The organism is Anabaena azotica FACHB-119 (assembly GCF_014697625.1).
Classification (GTDB): Bacteria; Cyanobacteriota; Cyanobacteriia; order Cyanobacteriales; family Nostocaceae; genus Trichormus; species Trichormus azoticus_A.
Map to the genome: position 1 here is coordinate 17,030 of NZ_JACJSG010000036.1, position 18,838 is coordinate 35,867.

The following is an 18,838-nucleotide window of genomic DNA, read 5'->3' on the forward strand; positions in this document are numbered from 1 at the left end:
ATATGTCCTTAAATGTAATTAAATCAATAATATTTACAGTAGTTATTCTTAATTTATTTAGTGATTAATTTTTTTTAATTTTAATGATCCAGCGTCATAGTTAATTTTGTGAGGCGAGATGAAGAAGCAAGTTGTATATTAATTCAGTGACTGAAGCTATAATTTATTTAATTTTTAAATTAAAAACCCGTAATCTCACTATTTTGTATTCAAAATTAGTTACATGACCAAAAATCTATTTTCATTATAAACTTAAATCTGCAATCAATATCATGTTTCCTAATCAACGATGAACCTCAATCTTTATTTACTTCGTCATGGACAGACAGAATGCAGCCGTAATAATTACTTTTGCGGTTCGATAGACTCTGAACTGACTCCAGATGGTATACGGATGGCGAAAGCTTTCGCATCTACCTATAGTGTTATTCCTTGGACGGCAATTTTTTCTAGTCCTATGCAAAGGACTATAGATACAGCCAAGCCATTATGTGAAGCGGTGAGAATTAAACCAGAATTGCGCGATGGTTTGAAGGAAATTAATTATGGTAAATGGGAAGGAAAAAACCCACAACAAATCAATGTTGAATACCATGATGATTATATTCGCTGGTCGGCTGACCCTGCGTGGTATGCGCCTACAGGTGGGGAGATGGCTATTACAATTGCTTCTCGTGCTATGGCTGTAATTGAGGAAATCAAACAACTATACAATAGTGGTAATGTGTTGGTGGTTTCTCACAAAGCGACAATTAGAATTATTCTGTGCAGTTTGCTGGGAATTGATGTCGGACGCTTTCGTTATCGTTTAGACTGTCCGGTTGGTTCTGTGAGTCATGTAGAATTTACTGCACATGGGCCTATTTTAAAGACTTTAGGCGATCGCACGCATTTAGACGAGGATTTACGTAATTTACCAGGAACGTAAATAATGCAAAATTCAAAATTCAAAATTAGATTCTTTAATTAGGAATTACGAATTAGGGATTATTTTCGGTGTATTTGCAGAAAACGTTTACGCCAATTTTTAGCAGATATAGCAGTTTCAATATTCGTGAAATACTGTAGAGACGTTACATGTAACGTCTCTACATTGTTTTGGGTTCTATGCTAGTACCTCATCTACCCAAAATATGCTGTATTAGTGTCTAGCAAAACTTTCCGTATGACCATCAATTTTTATTCAATAGGTGTTTCACTTACCAAGGTGGTAAGCAGAAGGATTTTTAGTAACTATGTCTTCTTTCTTTCATGCAACAAAGCCATGACGAATTAGTTCTTATTGCCAAGCTGACAGAGGTGGCGTTTGCATTAATGCCTGACTCAGATTGTCATGAATAGAACCATTGGTTGCGAGAATTCTACCAGACTCAATCTTTAAGGGAGTCCCATCATAGGCGGTAACTTTACCACCCGCTTCTTGTAACAAGATGACACCAGCGATAATATCCCAAGGCGCTATTCCTCTCTCCCAATAACCATCGACACGCCCACAAGCAACATGAGCTAAATCTAAAGTTGCTGAACCGCTACGCCTCACGCCTTGGGTGAGATGGGTAAGGTGACAAAATTCGGCATAGTTATTATCTGATGTTTCGCGGCGATCGTAGGCGAATCCAGTTACCAATAGGCTTTTACTCAATTCTGCGGTATCGGAAACCTTGATGGGTTGACGGTTGCGTGTTGCACCTAAACCAACCGCCGCCCGGAATAATTCATCGTGAAAGGGGTCATAAATTGCGCCTACTTGGGGGACACCATCAATTAACAACCCAATAGACACACAAAAAGCTGGGTATTGGTGAGCGTAATTAGTCGTCCCATCCAAGGGATCTATCGCCCAAAGATATTCATTATCTTGATTTCCCAGTTTCCCCGACTCCTCAGCCAGGATGGAGTGTTGAGGAAAGTGGCGGCGCAATATTTCTAAAACTACAGCTTCTGAAGCTTTATCGGCGGCGGTAACTAAATCACCAGGACGACCTTTTTCTGTAACTGCATCTTCTAATTTACCGAAGTAACCCTGTAAAACCGCACCCGCAGCTAACGCCGCTTCTGTGGCAATATCGAGAAAAATTTGTAGGTTAGTCATTGGTCAGTTGTCATTAGTCCATAGTCATTAGTCCATAGTCAATAGTAAGAGATTTATTCAGGATTTACGCAACTGGCACTTGGGGTAGGGTGCGTCAGATGTGGAAAATCCTTGAATTTGTACGAAATTATTGGGGCTGACGCAGCCTACAGTTAGTTTAATTCTGACACTTACGTAAGTCTTATTATGAGATAATTTATACATAATTAAGTATTAATTATGATAAGTGTTTTAACTGTCTCATTTTTTTGCTTAAATGTCTTATTTGTCCTTGTATTTTCGCCATTATCGTTAGAAAATGTATGAGTAAACACAACAAATCGTTAGTAACCTACTTGTAACTTACCTATCTTTACGCCAAGCTTTGAATAGTAAAGCATCTGTAATAACATATAGGATTTATACTTAATTTTTGCCAGACAAGTAGGGCGCTGTACTGCCCACCCTACAAGTACCGAGATTTTTATGGCTACGCTCCCGTAAGGGATACAGAAATTAAATCGGATTCCTATAGAAGCACTAACACAAAATACGTGTGCAATGTAAGTAAATATAAAATGTCGGCTTCATCCCAGGAGAATTTTTATGCAATTATCCCCACAAGAAAAAGATAAACTACTGATTTTTACAGCAGCTATGGTAGCAGAAAGACGTAAGGCAAAGGGGTTAAAGCTAAACTACCCCGAAGCAGTGGCATACATCTCGGCTGCTATCTTAGAAGGCGCAAGAGAAGGAAAACTCGTCAGTCAGTTGATGAGTGAAGGAGCGACGCTATTGAAGCGAAATGATGTCATGGATGGAATCGCAGAAATGATCCATGAAGTGCAAGTGGAAGCCACCTTTCCCGACGGGACAAAATTAGTAACGGTACATAATCCAATTCAAGACTAAAACTATTGCCAAACTTTTTCAACTTTTAAATTGGTCATTGACAAGGAAGGCAGCCAAAAATGTACAGGAGTAATAAAGTTACGATTTACGATGGTGCTAAATTCCAGGGAAAGCAAAAGGAGCTTGATGAGGGCGAGTATAACATTTACGACCTGGGTATTGGTAACAATAAACTGAGTTCTTTGACAGTACCAGCAGGTATGAAAGTTACTCTGTACGAATATGAAGATTTTCGGGGTCGTAGTAAAACATTTACCAGTAACGTCACCGATCTGGAGAATATTCAAGTTGAGGACAAGAGCTTTAACAATGAGACCTCTTCAATTAAGGTCGAAAAAATAGCCATGACTCCAGGGCAAATTATCATTACCAACCCGGAGCCAATTAAACTTAATGCTAAACGAGAAACAGAAGCGATTACGCTCATGGTAAAAAATCAAGGCGATCGCCCGATCCAAGTCGGCTCTCATTTCCATTTTTATGAAGTTAATGGCTGCACAACAGATGAACAAGGTCTGGAATTTGACCGCGAGAGCGCTAAAGGAATGCACTTAAATATTACAGCAGGAACGGCAATCCGATTTGAACCAGGAGATGAAAAAGAAGTCGAGTTGGTTCCATTCGGTGGTAACAGGGAAATCTATGGTTTCAATGGAAAAGTCAATGGCATATTATAGCGGTTTTCAAGTCAGTGAGGTATAGAAAAAATGGCGTTGCTGAATTAGAATATGAAATCGCAAAATGACCGTCCTTTTTCTTTGTAACTTAGCGCCTTTGCGCCTTTGCGTGAGACAAATTCATATCTTGATTCAGCAACGCCGAAAAAATAATTGAACGCAGATGAACGCAGATGAACGCAGATGAATCTGTATTTTATCCGGTTGCAATCCGCTATAGATAAAAATGACTGAAAATCTGGGAGATTAGCTATGCCTAAGTCAGCAGCTCGACTGGGAATTGGGGGGCCAGTGGGGAGCGGAAAAACAGCTCTTATCGAGTGTATTGTCCCAAAATTGATGAGTCAGGGCATCGAAGTCGCTGTAGTTACCAACGATTTACTCACAAAAGAAGATGCAAACCGACTGAAAAGCCGAGGATTTCTGCCTTCAGAACGAATTGTCGGAGTAGAAACGGGTAGTTGTCCGCATACCGCCATTCGGGAAGATCCCACCATGAATCTCCTAGCTGTGAAAGATTTTGAAATACAGTTTCCTCAGTTAGATTTAATTTTAATTGAAAGTGGCGGTGACAATCTGGCCTCTACTTTTAGCTATGAGTTGGTAGATGCTTACATTTTTGTGATTGATGTGGGTGCGGGAGATGATATCCCCCGGAAAAATGGGCCTGGTTTCGTACAAGCTGATCTGGCGGTAGTAAACAAGATTGATATTGCCCATTACGTGGGTGCGGACTTAGAACTGATCCGCCAACAAGCACCCATATACCGCCGAGGCAAACCGATTGCGTATACTAATTGTAAGACGCAAGAAGGATTAGATGAGGTAGTTGATTTTATTCAAGAGAAGCTTCTATTTGGCAACACTGCCTCAGTAACAAGCTGAGACAGGACTGACGCAACTGGCAGTTGGGGTAGGGTGCGTCAGATGTGGAAAATTCTGGAATCTGTAGGAAATTATTGGGGCTGACGCACCCTACAGTTAGTTTGATGATGACACTTGCGTAAGTCCTATGAGATTTGTTTAATTAGCAGCTGAAAGTTTTGAGTTTCATGGTGTTATCTTTACCAAATTTGGCAACTATTCCACAAGCAAGTCAACGCACAAACAACTTGGAATTGAGGCTAAAGTGCGATAAGCCTTTAGGCATCTGCTCTGCGGACAATCGTCAGAGTAAAACTATTGTCAGCCACCAATACGCGGCGTATCCTTTGAGTGTGTCTCCTGTATTCCGTTTGGATGGTGATTTTGATTCTTATCGTGCTTATCTCTATATGATGAGTACATCACCCGGTTTACTAGCTGGAGATGAATGGAAGATATCGTTGCAGCTTGAGGAAAATAGCAGTCTTTACTTGACCGAGCAGGCTGCCACCAAGGTTCATTCTATGCCTATAGAGGGAACAAAAGCAACTATTAATTATAACATTGAAATTGGAGCAAAAGCAAGTTTAGAGTTTATCCCCGAACCTCTGATTTTGTTTGCGGATGCTGTTTTGGAGCAAACGATCAACATCAAAATTCACCCAACCGGACAGCTATGCTTGAGCGAAATCATTCTACCGGGAAGGCTGGCGAGGGGAGAATCTTACCAGTTTCACCACTATCTGAGTCGTTTGCAGGTGAGGTCTACCTCTGGTGAACTATGGTTTACGGATGCGATGTACCTGGAAGGAAAACTCAATCCTTTTACTGACAGTCATCTATTTACGTCTTCACCAGTTCTTGGTAGTTTGTTTGTGGTTCTACCTGAAGCAGACCTGGCAATATTAAGTGCAAGTATAGAAGATTTAGAAGCGGCAAACTGCTCAGATATGACTGTAGCTAGCTCGATTTTGCCTCATGGCAAGGGTCTGCTGATTAGAGCGATCGCAAGTGGAACTCACAAAATGAAAATGTATTTGAAATACGCTCTCAACTGTGTGCGTCGCAGTAACCATCAACCTCCTTTACCCTATTCATTATGACTGAACTGGCGCAAACTTATCTGGGCAATTCCATCGAGGATGCTAACCTAGCCGAACAAATAGAGCAAGCCCGCAACTCAGGACGGTTTCTAGAGGTTTGCATCAGCCAAACCGATAGCTACAAAGGTCGGATTTACGCGCATACGACCTCTGGTGTCACCGTAGGAATTGTGAAAAGTCGCAATTGGTCTTTGCGGGATGGAGATGTTTTAGAAACAGAGCAGGGACAGTTACTGCTGGTTCATCTCCAACAGCAAAAGGTGATGGTTCTTTATTTTACCGAACCTGTGTCCGATTATGCGATCAAATTAGTTCATCTGGGTCACGTTTTAGGCAATCATCATTGGCCGATTATTGTCCAAGATCGTCAGCTTTATGTTGAGTTAGCTATTGATGCCCAAGTCATAGAATCAACCATCCGCGAGTTTCAGATCCCTGGATTACAAATTGATTACGAATTGCGATCGCCATTCGACCATCTCGACTTTTCTCCACAAGCCCATCACCATCACGACCAATGAATCAACCTAAATCGGCGATCGCCCAACAACTTACCTTCATGCAGTTAGCCGATTCTTTTTTTCCCTCCGGCTCGTTTACCCTATCGCACGGGCTAGAATACTTGGTGCAAGACGGTCAATTGCAAGGTGCAGAACAACTGCAAACTTTTCTGCGGCTGCTGTTGCTCAATAAGGTGGGAGTTACGGATCTCGTTGCATTAATTCATGCTTACCGGGGAAGTGCTGGTGATGATTTAGATGCCGTTCGCCAAGCAGATAGCCAACTCTTTGCACAAACCTTGGTGGAAAAAACTCGCTCCACTCAACGCCAAAGTGGACGCGCCTTGCTGATGGTTGCCAGTTCAACCTGGCAAGACTGGCAATTAGACACCCTGAATCAAGATGCGGCTGAAGGGAAAATTCACTGCCTGCATCCAGTTATTTTTGCAGTTGTAGGTCGAGCATCTGGTTTAAGCGAATTAAACACTATCTTATCATTTTTACACAGTTTTATAACTGGTTTATTAGGGGCGGCTATTCGCTTAGGTGTTATAGGACATTTGCAGGCGCAACAAATTCGCCTTCATCTAGTACCAGATATTGAAATAGCTTGCCAAATGGCATCATCCATGAGCCTGAATGAGATGTGGTCTTGTACTCCGTTTATCGATATTGCCCAAATGCAGCATCAAAAAATGGCTCGTCGGTTATTTGCCAGTTAGATTTCAGAGCCTTTGGTAGTCAGTTAGGTTTTCTGAAGTTTTCAAATTGCCAAATCAAGATTTTTCACGTAAATGTAGGAGAATAAAATATGAGTAACTATATCAACCGACGCGAATATGCCAACACATTTGGGCCGACAATAGGCGATCGCATCCGTCTAGCCGACACAGATTTATTTATTGAAGTCGAACAAGATTTCACGACCTACGGTGGCACGCAATACGGGGATGAAGTGAAATTTGGCGGTGGGAAGGTGATCCGCGATGGCATGGGTCAATCTCCCATCTCCAATGCTGATGGTGCTGTCGATGTGGTGATTACCAACGCTTTGATTCTTGATTGGTGGGGCATTGTGAAAGCTGATATCGGCATTAAGGGAGGGATAATTGTCGAAATTGGTAAAGCAGGCAACCCCCACATTCAAGACGACATCAATATCATCATTGGCCCTGGCACAGAGGTGATCGCGGGAGAAGGCAAGATTCTCACGGCGGGAGCAATCGATACCCACATTCACTTTATTTGTCCTCAGCAAATCGAAACAGCCCTCGCCTCTGGGACGACTACCATGATTGGCGGTGGTACTGGCCCCGCGACTGGCACTCTTGCCACAACTTGCACTCCCGGCCCTTGGAACATTTACCGGATGTTAGAAGCTGCCGAAGCTTTCCCACTTAATATTGGGTTGCTGGGCAAGGGCAATACTAGCAAACCCGAAGGATTGATTGAGCAAGTGAATGCGGGAGTCATCGGTTTAAAGATCCACGAAGACTGGGGAGCCACCTCTGCTGCCATTGACAATTGTCTTAACGTTGCAGATATGTACGATGTACAAGTGGCGATTCACACTGACTCCCTGAATGAAGCTGGGTTTGTGGACACCACCATTGCGGCATTTAAAGACCGTGTTATTCACACCTTCCATACTGAAGGGGCTGGTGGAGGTCATTCACCTGACATTCTCAGAGTGTGCAGTTACGCCAATGTTTTGCCAGCTTCGACAAATCCCACCCGTCCCTACACCATCAACACATTTGATGAACACAAAGATATGTTGATGGTGTGTCATCACCTCGACAAAAACATTCCTGAAGATGTCAAATTTGCTGAATCAAGGATTCGCAAGGAAACGATCGCGGCGGAAGACCTCTTGCACGATATGGGTGCAATCAGCATCATGTCTTCCGATTCCCAAGCAATGGGACGAGTTGGGGAAGTGATCATTCGCACTTGGCAAACTGCCCACAAGATGAAAGTACAAAAGGGTTTATTGCCCTCTCCCGACAATCTGCATGAAACCCATGATAATTTCCGGGCAAAGCGATATGTTGCTAAATATACTATTAATCCGGCGATCGCTCATGGAATTTCCCATCATGTGGGTTCAATTGAAAAAGGTAAGTTGGCGGATTTGTGTTTGTGGAAACCTGCCTTTTTTGGTGTGAAACCAGATGCTGTCATTAAAGGCGGTATGATTGTTTGGGCGCAAATGGGCGATGCCAACGCCAGTATTTCCACACCTGAACCCGTATATATGCGACCAATGTTTGCCGCTTTTGGCAAGGCCATAGCAAACACCTCTGTTACCTTTGTTTCCCAAGCTGCATTAGAACAAAATATAGGCGCTCAACTTGGTTTATCCAAGCGTTTACTAGCAGTTACTAATACACGTAAAGTGAGTAAAAAAGATTTGAAACTCAATGATACAACTCCCCGGATTGAAGTTGATCCAGAAACATTCTACGTCAGGGTGGATGGGAAGTTGTTGACCTGTGAACCCGCCACCTCTTTACCAATGGCACAGCGTTATTTTTTGTTTTAACCCAGAAATATATGCTACCCCAACAAGAAAACCATTCATCAAGCATATTTTGGGTAAATGAGGTACAAGCGTAAAACCCAAAACTATGTAGAGACGTTACATGTAACGTCTCTACAGTATTTCATGAATAGCGAAACTGCTGATAACTGATAACTGATAACTGATTTAAGTCAATTCCAGCCAACCTTGATAACCAGTAACAATGCGGTTTCCATCTTTGAGGATGTGGACTTCTATTTGGTCACTAGCCCAAGTAATTTTATCTGCAAAGGCTGGGTTAAAGACGTGAACTTTTTGATTTCTGGAAGAAACAGGAGAATCTGGCGAATTAATTGCTAAAGACTCCACAAATGGCCCATCAATCAAAATATCTAGTTGTTCTAATAATGCTTGGGAACCAGGAGGTGCAGATTCAGATTGGAGTTGTTTGAGGGTGAAGCCTGTAAAAGACATGACATTTAAACCAGCAGCTTTTAACTTAGCAGCGAGTTGCGCCAATGCTGTCGCTTGGTAAAAAGGTTCTCCGCCAGAAAATGTGACACCTTGATTTTGTGGTTTACTCAAAATTTGCTCGACGAGGGAATCTACAGAAACTAATTGGTTAATTTCAAATGGCCAGGAATCAGGATTAAAGCACCCCGGACACTCACGGGGACAACCTTGTACCCAAACAACTGCACGACAACCAGGGCCATTTACCTCTGACTCATCAATGTAACCCATGATGTTGAGATAGCCTGGGGGAATTTCTGCAATTGTCATTGATGGGTTGGTTGATTGAGTTTCCATATGTTTCTCCTTGGAATTGTGATTTGTTAGTTATGTAAGGAGTGGGGAAAGTAGGGGGAGTGGAGTAGGGTAAGAATTTCTATTTACCTTATTTGCTTTGTGTATCTTGTCTTCTTCAGGACTTACGCAAGTGTCAAAATTGGTGGTTGGTGCGTGACGCTACAAGTCTCATGACTAAGTTCAAATATTATCGCTCCTCACACACCCTACAGAAAAAATCTACCAGTTGCGTAAGTCCTATTCTCATCTCCCTCATCTCCCTCATCTCCCTCATCCCCCTCATCTCCCTCATCTCCCTCATCCCCCTCATCCCCCTCATCTCCCTCATCTCCCCTACACCCCTACACCCCTATAACGCACCGGAATATTTGTCGCACAGTTGATTGTGTCAGCTAAGGCGGTAATAATATCAGTACTAATACATTTGAGTTGGTGCATGGCATTGGGGATAAATTCAGTCGCATCATTCCCTCTAGCTTCTAATTGTCGAACTAAGACGCGGGGACGGGTGGGAACGTTAAGTTGAATTTCATTAGGTTGTAAACGCTGTATCTGTTGGATGTAAAGTTCTATCATTTCTGTTGTCCAAGGGGACAACACCATTGTTTGAATAGCTAGGTTCCCTTGATATTCCCCTCGAAATTGCTCGATACCTGCGAGGATGTACGGTAAATTAATTGTCGCTACAGGTTGGTTGACGCGCTGCAATTGATTTGACGAAATAGCGTCTAATTTAGCTGCAACAATGTCTGCTGATTTTAGCGCATGGCGGACTTGAGGATCTTTGAGTAATGTAGCGTTGGTTAAAACTACGGTAGGTCGTTTTGTTAGTTGTTTTGCGATCGCCAAAATTTCCCCTAAATTTAATGCTAAAGTAGGTTCGCCACTACCACTGAGGGTGACAACATCTACTTGTTCATCAAAAGCAAGTGCTTGCAAATCCTCAATAATTTGGGATGTATTCACAAAAATCTGACGCTGATTGGTATGTGTTTGAATTTTCCCTAATTGACAGTAGACACAGTTAAACGAGCAGGTAGATACCACCCCAATTGGATCGATACCTAGAGAATTTCCAAATCGCCAAGATTTGACAGGCCCGTACACAGAGGAACACTTGAGACTTTGTATGGATTGCATTGCACTCATATTTGTTCTATCACCATAATGGCGATCGCCTAAGAGTCATAAGCAAAAATCTATAGCCATAACATGAGGAACTTGTGAGGTTATTAGTCATCAGTCAAGTTCAGATGACTGAAAAAATAGATACGTTGAAAACTACATACAGCATATTTTTGGTAAATGAGAAACCATGTAGAGACGTTACATGTAACGTCTCTACAGTATTTCACGAATAGCGAAACGGCTGTAATTACTCAAATAAAATATGCTAAAATCCCCATTATCTTGTAGATAAGGGGAGGTTCAAGGGGTTATTTTAATATTTTGATGTTAGCAAAAATACTTTTCCCACATTTTCTAAAGATTCACTTGATAAATGCTGTCTAACGCTCAATTTTTTTCAAGTCGTATAATCGAAACCAAGTAGGGTCTGTATAATTATTCCCTACAACTGTTACTATGGCTTTATCGCCAACTGATATTTTGCGATCGCGAGCTTCATCTGTCCTCCAAGAAAATTTGAGTTCATCGGTTGGAAGGTTTGATGCTACGTTAGTGGGTTGTGTTTCTTCAACTTTCAGGGTAAGGTAGGTATAAAAATTTTGCACCCTCGCCGTTTTGCTACGGTCTACAATATTAAACTCTTTGACTGTTCCAATCGCTTCAAACTTTACATTGGAGCTATCCTCTGTTTGCATGACAATTACCTTATCTGATGGATAGTGAGTGTTTGTATTGGAGTTTGCTTTTAATTCTTTTGGAAATATAGAACAACTCATGAGAATTATCCCTAGAAAAAAATACAGCCATGCTTGCTTCATAGTTATACCTACCTAATTAATCAATCATGGCGTTCGTTTGGTTCAAGGGGTGCTACTGTTACAGACTTATCACCTGCTTTGTACATTTGATATATGTCTTTGTATAAAGCATTAGGTAAGCAAATTCCCCAGAGCGAACCGCTTGGTGCAGCTTTACCCGCACTTCTGACTGCTTCAACAGCAAAGGTTGTACAATTGAACGAGTACAGGTTATATTTAGCATTCCGCTTTGAGTTGACGTAATTAAGTAAACTTCCTACCTCAATTTGTGTTAAGTTATACTCTTTTGTTCCCTTTGGGGTATGGGCTGTATCTGGTTCTTCAACTCGTCCAGGTACATTTTTAAAAGGATTTAATGAAAATCCAGTGTGCATGGGATTGGTACTAGCTCCAGCGCCAGGAGTTTGTCCTTGATCAATTCGTGATTGTTCCTCGGCGCTGAAATTGCTGGCTCGATTAACCAGAGGCCAAAAACCAAATGCAGTAGAGCCAGATTTAAGTAAAGTTTGAGTTGGTTCACCAATAGTTGGGGGAATTTGTTTTTTGTTTGTATATTCTAAGCTGATCCAAGAATGTCCAACCCGCGCCTCTTTAATAAGCTCTTGTAATGTTAAATCACTACGATTTACTGTTTCTGTGTCAGCGTGCAACTTGAGTTTAGCGACTGGTTTGCTAGGCAGAGCAGGAGAAGGTGGAGATGCACCCGCAGCGTCTCCTGCTGCGGGTGTGAGTGAAATCTGTTGATCTGTTTGCTGAATGTTTAGCTTGGGCTGAATTACACCTTTTTGCTGCACTACATGGGTTAATTCATGCGCCATCAACTCATTATTTGCTGGAGTTTTACCTGCACCAAAGTAAATATCGCTACCATAAGTAAAAGCTTGTGCGCCTAATTGTTGGTTCATCTGTACTGCTGTACTGTCATTATGCACAAGCACATTGCTAAAGTCATGACCAAAGCGGGGTTCCATGAAGTTTCGCACTTCATTTGATAAAGGACTTCCCCCTCCTTTAGTGCTATCTAGCAAACTCTCAATATTATCCGTTGTTTGATCTGGCAAGCTGTCATTTTTGGCAAGTTGTAGCAAAGGTTTGGTTTGGGCTTTCCCTTGTGTCTGCTCACAAGCAACATATTCTTGTGGCGTTGTATGTTGTGAATCTATGGCTTCAATATTTGTCGTTGACTCAGGTTTAGCCATCCGCATAACCTGCTTTGCTACAAAATCTGCTTCCTGCTCATATTTGTCTCCTGGTTCTCCCATCGCCAACTTTGCCTGTGGACAACGCAATGGTATGCGACTAATATCATGACCAGAAGACTTTCGTTGAATGGTGTTTGATAACAAGGATTGCTCGTCACTAGTCTGGCTTGTTGGCAGCTGAGTTGATGGTGATGTTACTGTTTGGATATCATTATTGGATGGTAAACCAAAGCCGCGTATTGGATTCGCTAGTGTTGGAGTATTTGGTGAAACGAGCGATGGATTTGAAAAATCTGATGTACCTGCTTTTCTATGCCCAAACTTGAAATTGTTCATCTCATCTTTCTCCATTACTGGGTAAAGCCTAGATTTTTACTTCCAGGTCTTCTCTATTAGCAAATTTTACAATTTGTAGAAAGGTGAGCGCTATCGACTTTAGTCTAATTCTGAGCGCAGAATTATAAATTTTTGTAAATATTACTTTAAAGTAAATATAATAATTTATTTATAAAGTCAATATAAAAATTGATAGTTCAGATAAATTGAAGAAATTAGCATACTATCAAATCTGTATAAGCACTAACTAAATAATGGCTCAAAAGCTTTATTCTAGAGAGCATAAACCTCTAAGAAATTACTTGATAAATTTTTGATAAATGGGCGCTATGCTTATTGATTCTCAACCAAATAAGATTTTATTAATTGATAAGTTTTGGGAAAATTGGTTTGTTTTGTCCGAGATTTTTACAGAGGAAGAATATTTATTGCGACAATTTAATAGTGCTAAGAATGCAATTATTAATGTTTTTAAGTTTATGCCCGATCTGATTTTAATAGATGATTCTATCAAGCAAACAGATGGACATTTTTTCTGCAAAAAATTAAAAGCTGAGATCACAACTCAGCATATACCTATAATTTTACTAACCTGTATAGATAAACTGGCAGAATATAATACTTATTTTCAGGTGGGTGTATCTGATTTTATTATTAAACCCTTACGTAAGGAAGAATGTTATTTCCGTGTTAGAAATCAGTTAATTCTGAAAAATGTCTATAAGGGGTTTACAGGAGAAAAAACTGCTTGCCAAGAACTTATTAATGAGAATAAAAAAGAATACTATTTTCAAGGTTTAGAGTTAAAAGGTAAAAAAATAAAAAGTCAATTTTTCTCTTCTAAAGTATTAGATGGCAATGACAAAAATAGCAAGCATAATAAAACGCCAGAGCAATTGCAAAATAGCACTATCAGGCTTTGGAAAGACAATTTAGTATTAACGGAATTGGCAAAGGATCAAGTATTGTATCAAGGAAATTTAAAAGCAGCCTTTGCAGAAATAACAACTGCGGCATCTGTGAATTTAGACATAGAGCGAGCTAGTATTTGGTTGTATAACGAAACAGCTACTAGCATTGAATGTTTTGACTTGTTTGAGTATAGCCACAATCGCCACAGTGAAGGATTAACTGTATTAACAGCAGATTATCCAGCTTATTTTCAAGCTTTACATCAAGAGGAAGCGATCGCCGCAGATGATGCTCACACAGATACCAGAACTCAAGCATTTTCCCACAGTTACTTAACACCATTTAATATCACTTCCATTTTAGATACACCCATTCGTCTCGCAGGTAAAACCGTAGGGGTTTTATGTTTGGAAACGGTAGGAAAAGCTCATCATTGGACACCAGAAGACCAGAACTTTGCTCGTTCTTTAACTAATTTAGCTTCCTTAGCTTTAGAAGCGCGGGAACGCCAAAGAGCAGAAGCAGCATATCGAATTTCTGAACAAAAACTAGCATCCGCATTTAGAGCATCTCCTGACCCCATCGCCCTTTGTACTTATCCAGAGATTCGTTACATTGAAGTTAATGATAGTTTTTGTCGCCTCTTTGGTTATGATCGTTCTCAAGTTATTGGTAGTACTGGTGAAGAATTAAATATTTGGGTAAATACACAAGAGTTACATTTTATTGCACAAATCATCGAAAGAACTAAAGCCATTCGCAATCATGAAGTAGATTTTCAAACTAGCAGTGGCGAAATTAAGACGGCGCTGTTTAGTGCAGAGTTAATCGAAATTGATGGACAGAAGTATATCCTGGGTACTGCTAAAGACATAACAGAACGCAAACAAGCGGAAGCGGAAAGCCGTTTACTACTGTTAGCAACCCAAGCGATCGCCCGTGCAGTTGACGTTAAAAGTGCTTTAACGCTAGTATTGCGGGTAATATGTCAAACCATTGGCTGGGATTTTGGCGAAGCCTGGACACCCAATCGTGAATCGAGAGTTTTAGAACATAGTTTGGTCTGTTACTTTGAGGAAGCTGATTTAACTGAATTTTGTCATCAAAGCAAAGACCTCAAAATGGCCCTGGGTGAGGGACTACCGGGACGAATTTGGCAAACTCAACAACCAGCATGGATTGAAGATGTTTCTCAAATCAAGCAACCGCAATTTTTGCGAGGGTTACAAGCCAAAAAAGTCGGGTTAAAAGCCTGCTTTGGTATTCCCATCATTGCTAGAAGAGAAGTGTTAGCAGTTTTGGTATTTTTTAAGCGTAGTTCCACCCTAGTAGATAAGCGTTTGCTCATGTTTTTAGGTGCTGTTGCTACTCAATTAGGCGCATTAATTGAGCGCAAACTCATAGAAGCGGCGCATAGAAACAGCGAAGAACGTTTACAACTAGCCTTAGAAGCCAGTGATTTAGGGTTGTGGGATTGGAACCTCGCCACAGGTAAAGTCTATCGGGACTGTCGGTGGCAAAAGATGTTAGGCTACCCAGCACAAGAAAAGGAAGATCATCAAACAGCAATATGGAATTTGATACATCCCGAAGATTTAGCCGCAGTTAAATCAACAATCATCTCTCACCTAGAAGGCGCTACTCCCCTTTATGAAATAGAAATGCGGATGCTTTGCGCCTCCGGCGAGTGGAAATGGATACAATCTCGTGGTCAAATTGTGGAACGGAACAAACAGGGTACAGCTTTACGGATGACTGGTACTCATAAAGATATCACAGAGCGCAAAATTTTAGAAAAAGAACTACAATTGCGCGAAGCTCGTCTCAATGCCTTTTTCAGTGGCGCTCCTGTGGGTATGAGCATTTTAGATAATCAACTGCGGTTTGTGCAAATTAACGAGTTGATAGCAGATATTCATGGTAAACCGACACAAGCACATATTGGCAAAAGCCTTCAGGAGATAGCACCGCAAATTGCCCCCTTAATCACGCCATTTTGCCAACAGGTACTCTTAACTGGTCAACCAATACTGAATTTAGAACTCAGCCTTCCCGCCACCAACCAACCAGATAGCTTGCGTCACTTTTTAGTATCGTATTTTCCCATACCTGGGGAGGATAATCAGCTTTCTGGCGTGGGTACAGTTATGGTAGAAATTAGCGATCGCAAACGCGCCGAAGAAGCACTCAAAGACAGCGCAGAAAGGCAAAGAGCGATCGCCCAAGTAATTCAAAGAATGCGCCAAACTCTAGATTTAGAAAGCATATTTGCCGCTACCACCGAAGAATTAAGACAAGTCCTCAACTGCGATCGCGTCTTAGTTTATCATTTCGATGCTCAACGGCAGGGTGAATTTACGGCTGAATCTGTGGGTGAAGGTTGGATTTCTCTCATAGAACAAAACAAAAATAACGCCTATCTAGCAGAAAATACAGTAGAAAACGAATACTGTATTAACAGGCTCCTAGAAATTACCAATCATCCCCAAGCTACCCCAGAGTCGAGTTTCCTTTGTGTTTCCGACATTTACCAAGCTGGATTAAATTCTTGTTACATCAAATTTTTAGAACGCCTGCAAGCACAAGCCTATATTATCGTCCCCATTTTATCTGGTGAGCAAATTTGGGGATTATTAGCAACTTACCAAAACTCCGGCCCTCGTCAATGGAAAACAGGTGAAATCAATATCGTAGTGCAAATAGGCAATCAATTAGAAGTAGCTTTGCAGCAAGCACAACTGTTAACACAAACCCAAAGACAATCACAAGCATTACAATCAGCTGCTTTCGCCGCAGACGCAGCCAACAGAGCCAAAAGCGAATTTCTCGCCAACATGAGCCACGAATTGCGAACACCACTTAACGCAATTTTAGGCTTCACACAAATCATGAACCATGACAAAACACTGTCAAGCGAACACCAAAGAAACCTGACAATTATTAACCGTGCAGGAGAACATTTACTCGACTTAATCAACGACATTTTAGAAATGTCGAAAATCGAAGCAGGCAAAATCACATTAAATATTCATAACTTTGATTTAATCCACCTCTTAAATAACTTGCAAGAAATGATGCAAGGAAGAGCAGCAGCCAAAGGTTTACAACTCAAATTTGAATATGCAGCCAATATCATCCAACACATCCAAGCCGACGAAAGCAAACTACGTCAAGTCCTGCTCAACATCTTAGGTAATGCCATCAAGTTTACCGAAACTGGTATTGTTACCTTGCGGGTGAGAATGGGGGTTGGGGACTGGGGACTGGGGACTGGGGGGAGAAAAATACCCAATACCCAATACCTCATCTTCGAGGTGGAAGACACTGGTATCGGCATCTGTAATAATGAAATGAGTTTGTTGTTTGAAGCCTTTGGACAAACTGAAGCCGGCAGAAACTCGCAACAAGGTACAGGACTAGGTTTAGCTATTAGCCGCAAATATGTACAACTGATGGGGGGAGATATTAGCGTCACTAGTGCTGTGGGAGTGGGAAGTACATTTAGTTTCCATATACAGGTGGGTTTAGTTTCTGCGGATGAAATTCCCCATCAGTTAATTACACGCTCAGTTATTGGTTTAGCATCCCAGCAAGGAGAATACCGCATCTTAGTAGTAGATGATGTAGCTGATAGTCGGTTGTTGCTGGTGAAACTTCTATCATCTATTGGCTTTGTGGTGCAGGAAGCTACAAACGGACAGGAAGCTGTTACTATATGGCAACAATGGCATCCCCAGTTAATTTTTATGGATATGCGAATGTCAGTTATGGATGGTTACACAGCTACCAGCCTCATTCGCTCCCTAGAAAAAGAAAATCAGCCGCTAATACCTAATTCTCACACAATTATCATTGCCTTAACTGCACACGCTTTTGAAGAACAACGTCAAACAATGCTCCAAGTAGGCTGTGATGATTTGATTCATAAGCCTTTCTCACAACAACAAATTCTAGAAAAGCTTCATAAATATCTAGGTGTACAATACATATATCAAGAAGACGATTCTTGCAGCCTAAAAACTAGCGAAAAATCCCTAGCCTTTGATGATTTATTACCTTTACTATCAGCCATACCAAAAGATTGGTTAATAAATTTGTATCATGCCGCCGCCCAATGTAGCGATGACATGATTTTTCAATTAATTGAACAAGCATCTTGGGAAAATACAGCTTTAAAAAACTATTTTGTAGCTTTAGCCCACGATTTTCAGTTTGAAAAAATTCTGGAAATAATTAGCATCGTCCAAGATGATTAACTCTCAAGAAACACAGGTGACAGGTGACAGGTGACAGGTGAGGAAACTTTTCGTTGTAAGGATTTGATGATTGGACTTCTTGCAAAAGTCCAAAGTCATCGATAATTAACCGCCGATAAACGCCGATGAACGCCGATAAAAACTACTTATGCAAGAGGTCTATTCTTCAATTTCCTAACCTAACGTGAGTTCGACAAGCGTTGTTTTGACCTCACCCCCAACCCCTCTCCTTCGAGGAGAGGGGTTGGGGGTGAGGTTTTCTTGTCTCCTCCCTCTCCTGACGGAGACGCTACGCGAACGCCTTTTAGGAGAGGGAGGTTGGGAGGGAGAGGTTCATCGAACTCACGTTAACTTATATCTTGCACCAGCTTCTTATTGACCAAAAAACGGGCTGAAAAGCTGATTATATCGTAGGCCGATGCACTGCCCACCAAGTAGTTATTGAGAAGGTGCAAGATTTGAGTTAACCTATGTGGCGACTGACTTTTTACGGCATCTGGAAGACCTCTCTTCAAACCTCTCTCCTACAAGTCCAGAGGCTTTGATTTCTCCCCCTTCCCTTGTAGGGAAGGGGGCTGGGGGGTTAGGTCTGACGGAGAGCTTTTCCACATAACGTGAAAATTCAGATGTGGCGATCGCTATAAGGGCGGACATTTCCTACCGTATCATGGTTTTAATGGACATTCCCCACCCTACACATACTTCAACCCTGTTGCCTATCGCCT

15 protein-coding genes are annotated in these 18,838 nt (G+C 41.4%); 9 read left to right on the forward strand and 6 right to left on the reverse strand.

All coding sequences use genetic code 11. From position 1 onward, the window contains the following. The first annotated feature begins 289 nt into the window (after nucleotides 1-289). A complete protein-coding gene (locus H6G83_RS23255; RefSeq protein WP_190476346.1) occupies nucleotides 290-928 on the forward strand; it encodes a histidine phosphatase family protein in 639 nt (212 codons plus the stop codon). A 351-nt stretch (nucleotides 929-1,279) separates the two neighbouring features. On the opposite strand, the gene H6G83_RS23260 is transcribed toward H6G83_RS23255, so the two are convergent. Next, the gene (locus H6G83_RS23260; RefSeq protein ID WP_190476347.1) at nucleotides 1,280-2,092 is read right to left on the reverse strand and encodes an inositol monophosphatase family protein; all 813 of its coding nucleotides are present in this window, start codon (nucleotides 2,090-2,092) and stop codon (nucleotides 1,280-1,282) included. Between the two features lie 585 nt (nucleotides 2,093-2,677). Here H6G83_RS23260 and ureA point away from each other — a divergent pair. The 7 genes from ureA to ureC all read left to right on the forward strand — a co-directional run bounded on the left by ureA (nucleotide 2,678) and on the right by ureC (nucleotide 8,672). After that, nucleotides 2,678-2,983 carry an urease subunit gamma gene (gene ureA / locus H6G83_RS23265; protein WP_190476348.1) on the forward strand — a complete coding sequence of 102 codons (306 nt, stop codon included), beginning with the start codon at nucleotides 2,678-2,680 and terminating at the stop codon, nucleotides 2,981-2,983. Between the two features lie 344 nt (nucleotides 2,984-3,327). Then, nucleotides 3,328-3,660, forward strand: a complete 333-nt coding sequence (locus H6G83_RS35500) for an urease subunit beta (RefSeq protein ID WP_242044767.1) — start codon at nucleotides 3,328-3,330, stop codon at nucleotides 3,658-3,660. Nucleotides 3,661-3,912: 252 nt separating this feature from the next. Next, complete coding sequence (gene ureG, locus H6G83_RS23275) at nucleotides 3,913-4,545, forward strand: urease accessory protein UreG (RefSeq protein ID WP_190476350.1); 633 nt, start codon at nucleotides 3,913-3,915, stop codon at nucleotides 4,543-4,545. 167 nt (nucleotides 4,546-4,712) lie between these two features. Further along, nucleotides 4,713-5,627 (forward strand): urease accessory protein UreD, encoded by a 915-nt coding sequence (locus tag H6G83_RS23280; RefSeq protein ID WP_190476351.1) that lies wholly within the window; start codon nucleotides 4,713-4,715, stop codon nucleotides 5,625-5,627. After that, nucleotides 5,624-6,148, forward strand: coding sequence for an urease accessory protein UreE (locus H6G83_RS23285; RefSeq protein WP_190476352.1), 525 nt, complete (start codon nucleotides 5,624-5,626; stop codon nucleotides 6,146-6,148). Before H6G83_RS23280 ends, H6G83_RS23285 begins: the two co-directional genes overlap by 4 nt. Further along, complete coding sequence (locus H6G83_RS23290) at nucleotides 6,145-6,849, forward strand: urease accessory protein UreF (protein ID WP_190476353.1); 705 nt, start codon at nucleotides 6,145-6,147, stop codon at nucleotides 6,847-6,849. The genes H6G83_RS23285 and H6G83_RS23290 overlap by 4 nt, the downstream gene beginning before the upstream one ends. An 89-nt stretch (nucleotides 6,850-6,938) precedes the next feature. Continuing rightward, nucleotides 6,939-8,672 carry an urease subunit alpha gene (gene ureC / locus H6G83_RS23295; RefSeq protein WP_190476354.1) on the forward strand — a complete coding sequence of 578 codons (1,734 nt, stop codon included), beginning with the start codon at nucleotides 6,939-6,941 and terminating at the stop codon, nucleotides 8,670-8,672. Nucleotides 8,673-8,837: 165 nt separating this feature from the next. Here ureC and H6G83_RS23300 read toward each other — a convergent pair whose 3' ends face one another. The 4 genes from H6G83_RS23300 to H6G83_RS23315 form a co-directional block, all read right to left on the reverse strand. Beyond that, nucleotides 8,838-9,461, reverse strand: a complete 624-nt coding sequence (locus H6G83_RS23300; protein WP_190476355.1) for a 4Fe-4S single cluster domain-containing protein — start codon at nucleotides 9,459-9,461, stop codon at nucleotides 8,838-8,840. Between the two features lie 333 nt (nucleotides 9,462-9,794). Continuing rightward, nucleotides 9,795-10,610: a radical SAM protein gene (locus H6G83_RS23305; RefSeq protein ID WP_190476356.1), complete on the reverse strand. Its 816-nt coding sequence runs from the start codon at nucleotides 10,608-10,610 to the stop codon at nucleotides 9,795-9,797. Nucleotides 10,611-10,969: 359 nt separating this feature from the next. Next, nucleotides 10,970-11,407, reverse strand: a complete 438-nt coding sequence (locus H6G83_RS23310) for a hypothetical protein (RefSeq protein ID WP_190476357.1) — start codon at nucleotides 11,405-11,407, stop codon at nucleotides 10,970-10,972. 20 nt (nucleotides 11,408-11,427) lie between these two features. Next, nucleotides 11,428-12,945 (reverse strand): eCIS core domain-containing protein, encoded by a 1,518-nt coding sequence (locus H6G83_RS23315; protein WP_199328562.1) that lies wholly within the window; start codon nucleotides 12,943-12,945, stop codon nucleotides 11,428-11,430. A 329-nt stretch (nucleotides 12,946-13,274) separates the two neighbouring features. Here H6G83_RS23315 and H6G83_RS23320 point away from each other — a divergent pair, with 329 nt between their 5' ends. After that, on the forward strand, nucleotides 13,275-18,113 hold the full coding sequence (locus H6G83_RS23320; protein ID WP_190476359.1) for a GAF domain-containing protein: 4,839 nt from the start codon (nucleotides 13,275-13,277) through the stop codon (nucleotides 18,111-18,113). A gap of 468 nt (nucleotides 18,114-18,581) precedes the next feature. On the opposite strand, the gene H6G83_RS23325 is transcribed toward H6G83_RS23320, so the two are convergent. Further along, nucleotides 18,582-18,767, reverse strand: coding sequence for a hypothetical protein (locus H6G83_RS23325; RefSeq protein ID WP_190476360.1), 186 nt, complete (start codon nucleotides 18,765-18,767; stop codon nucleotides 18,582-18,584). Between the last annotated feature and the right edge of the window lie 71 nt (nucleotides 18,768-18,838).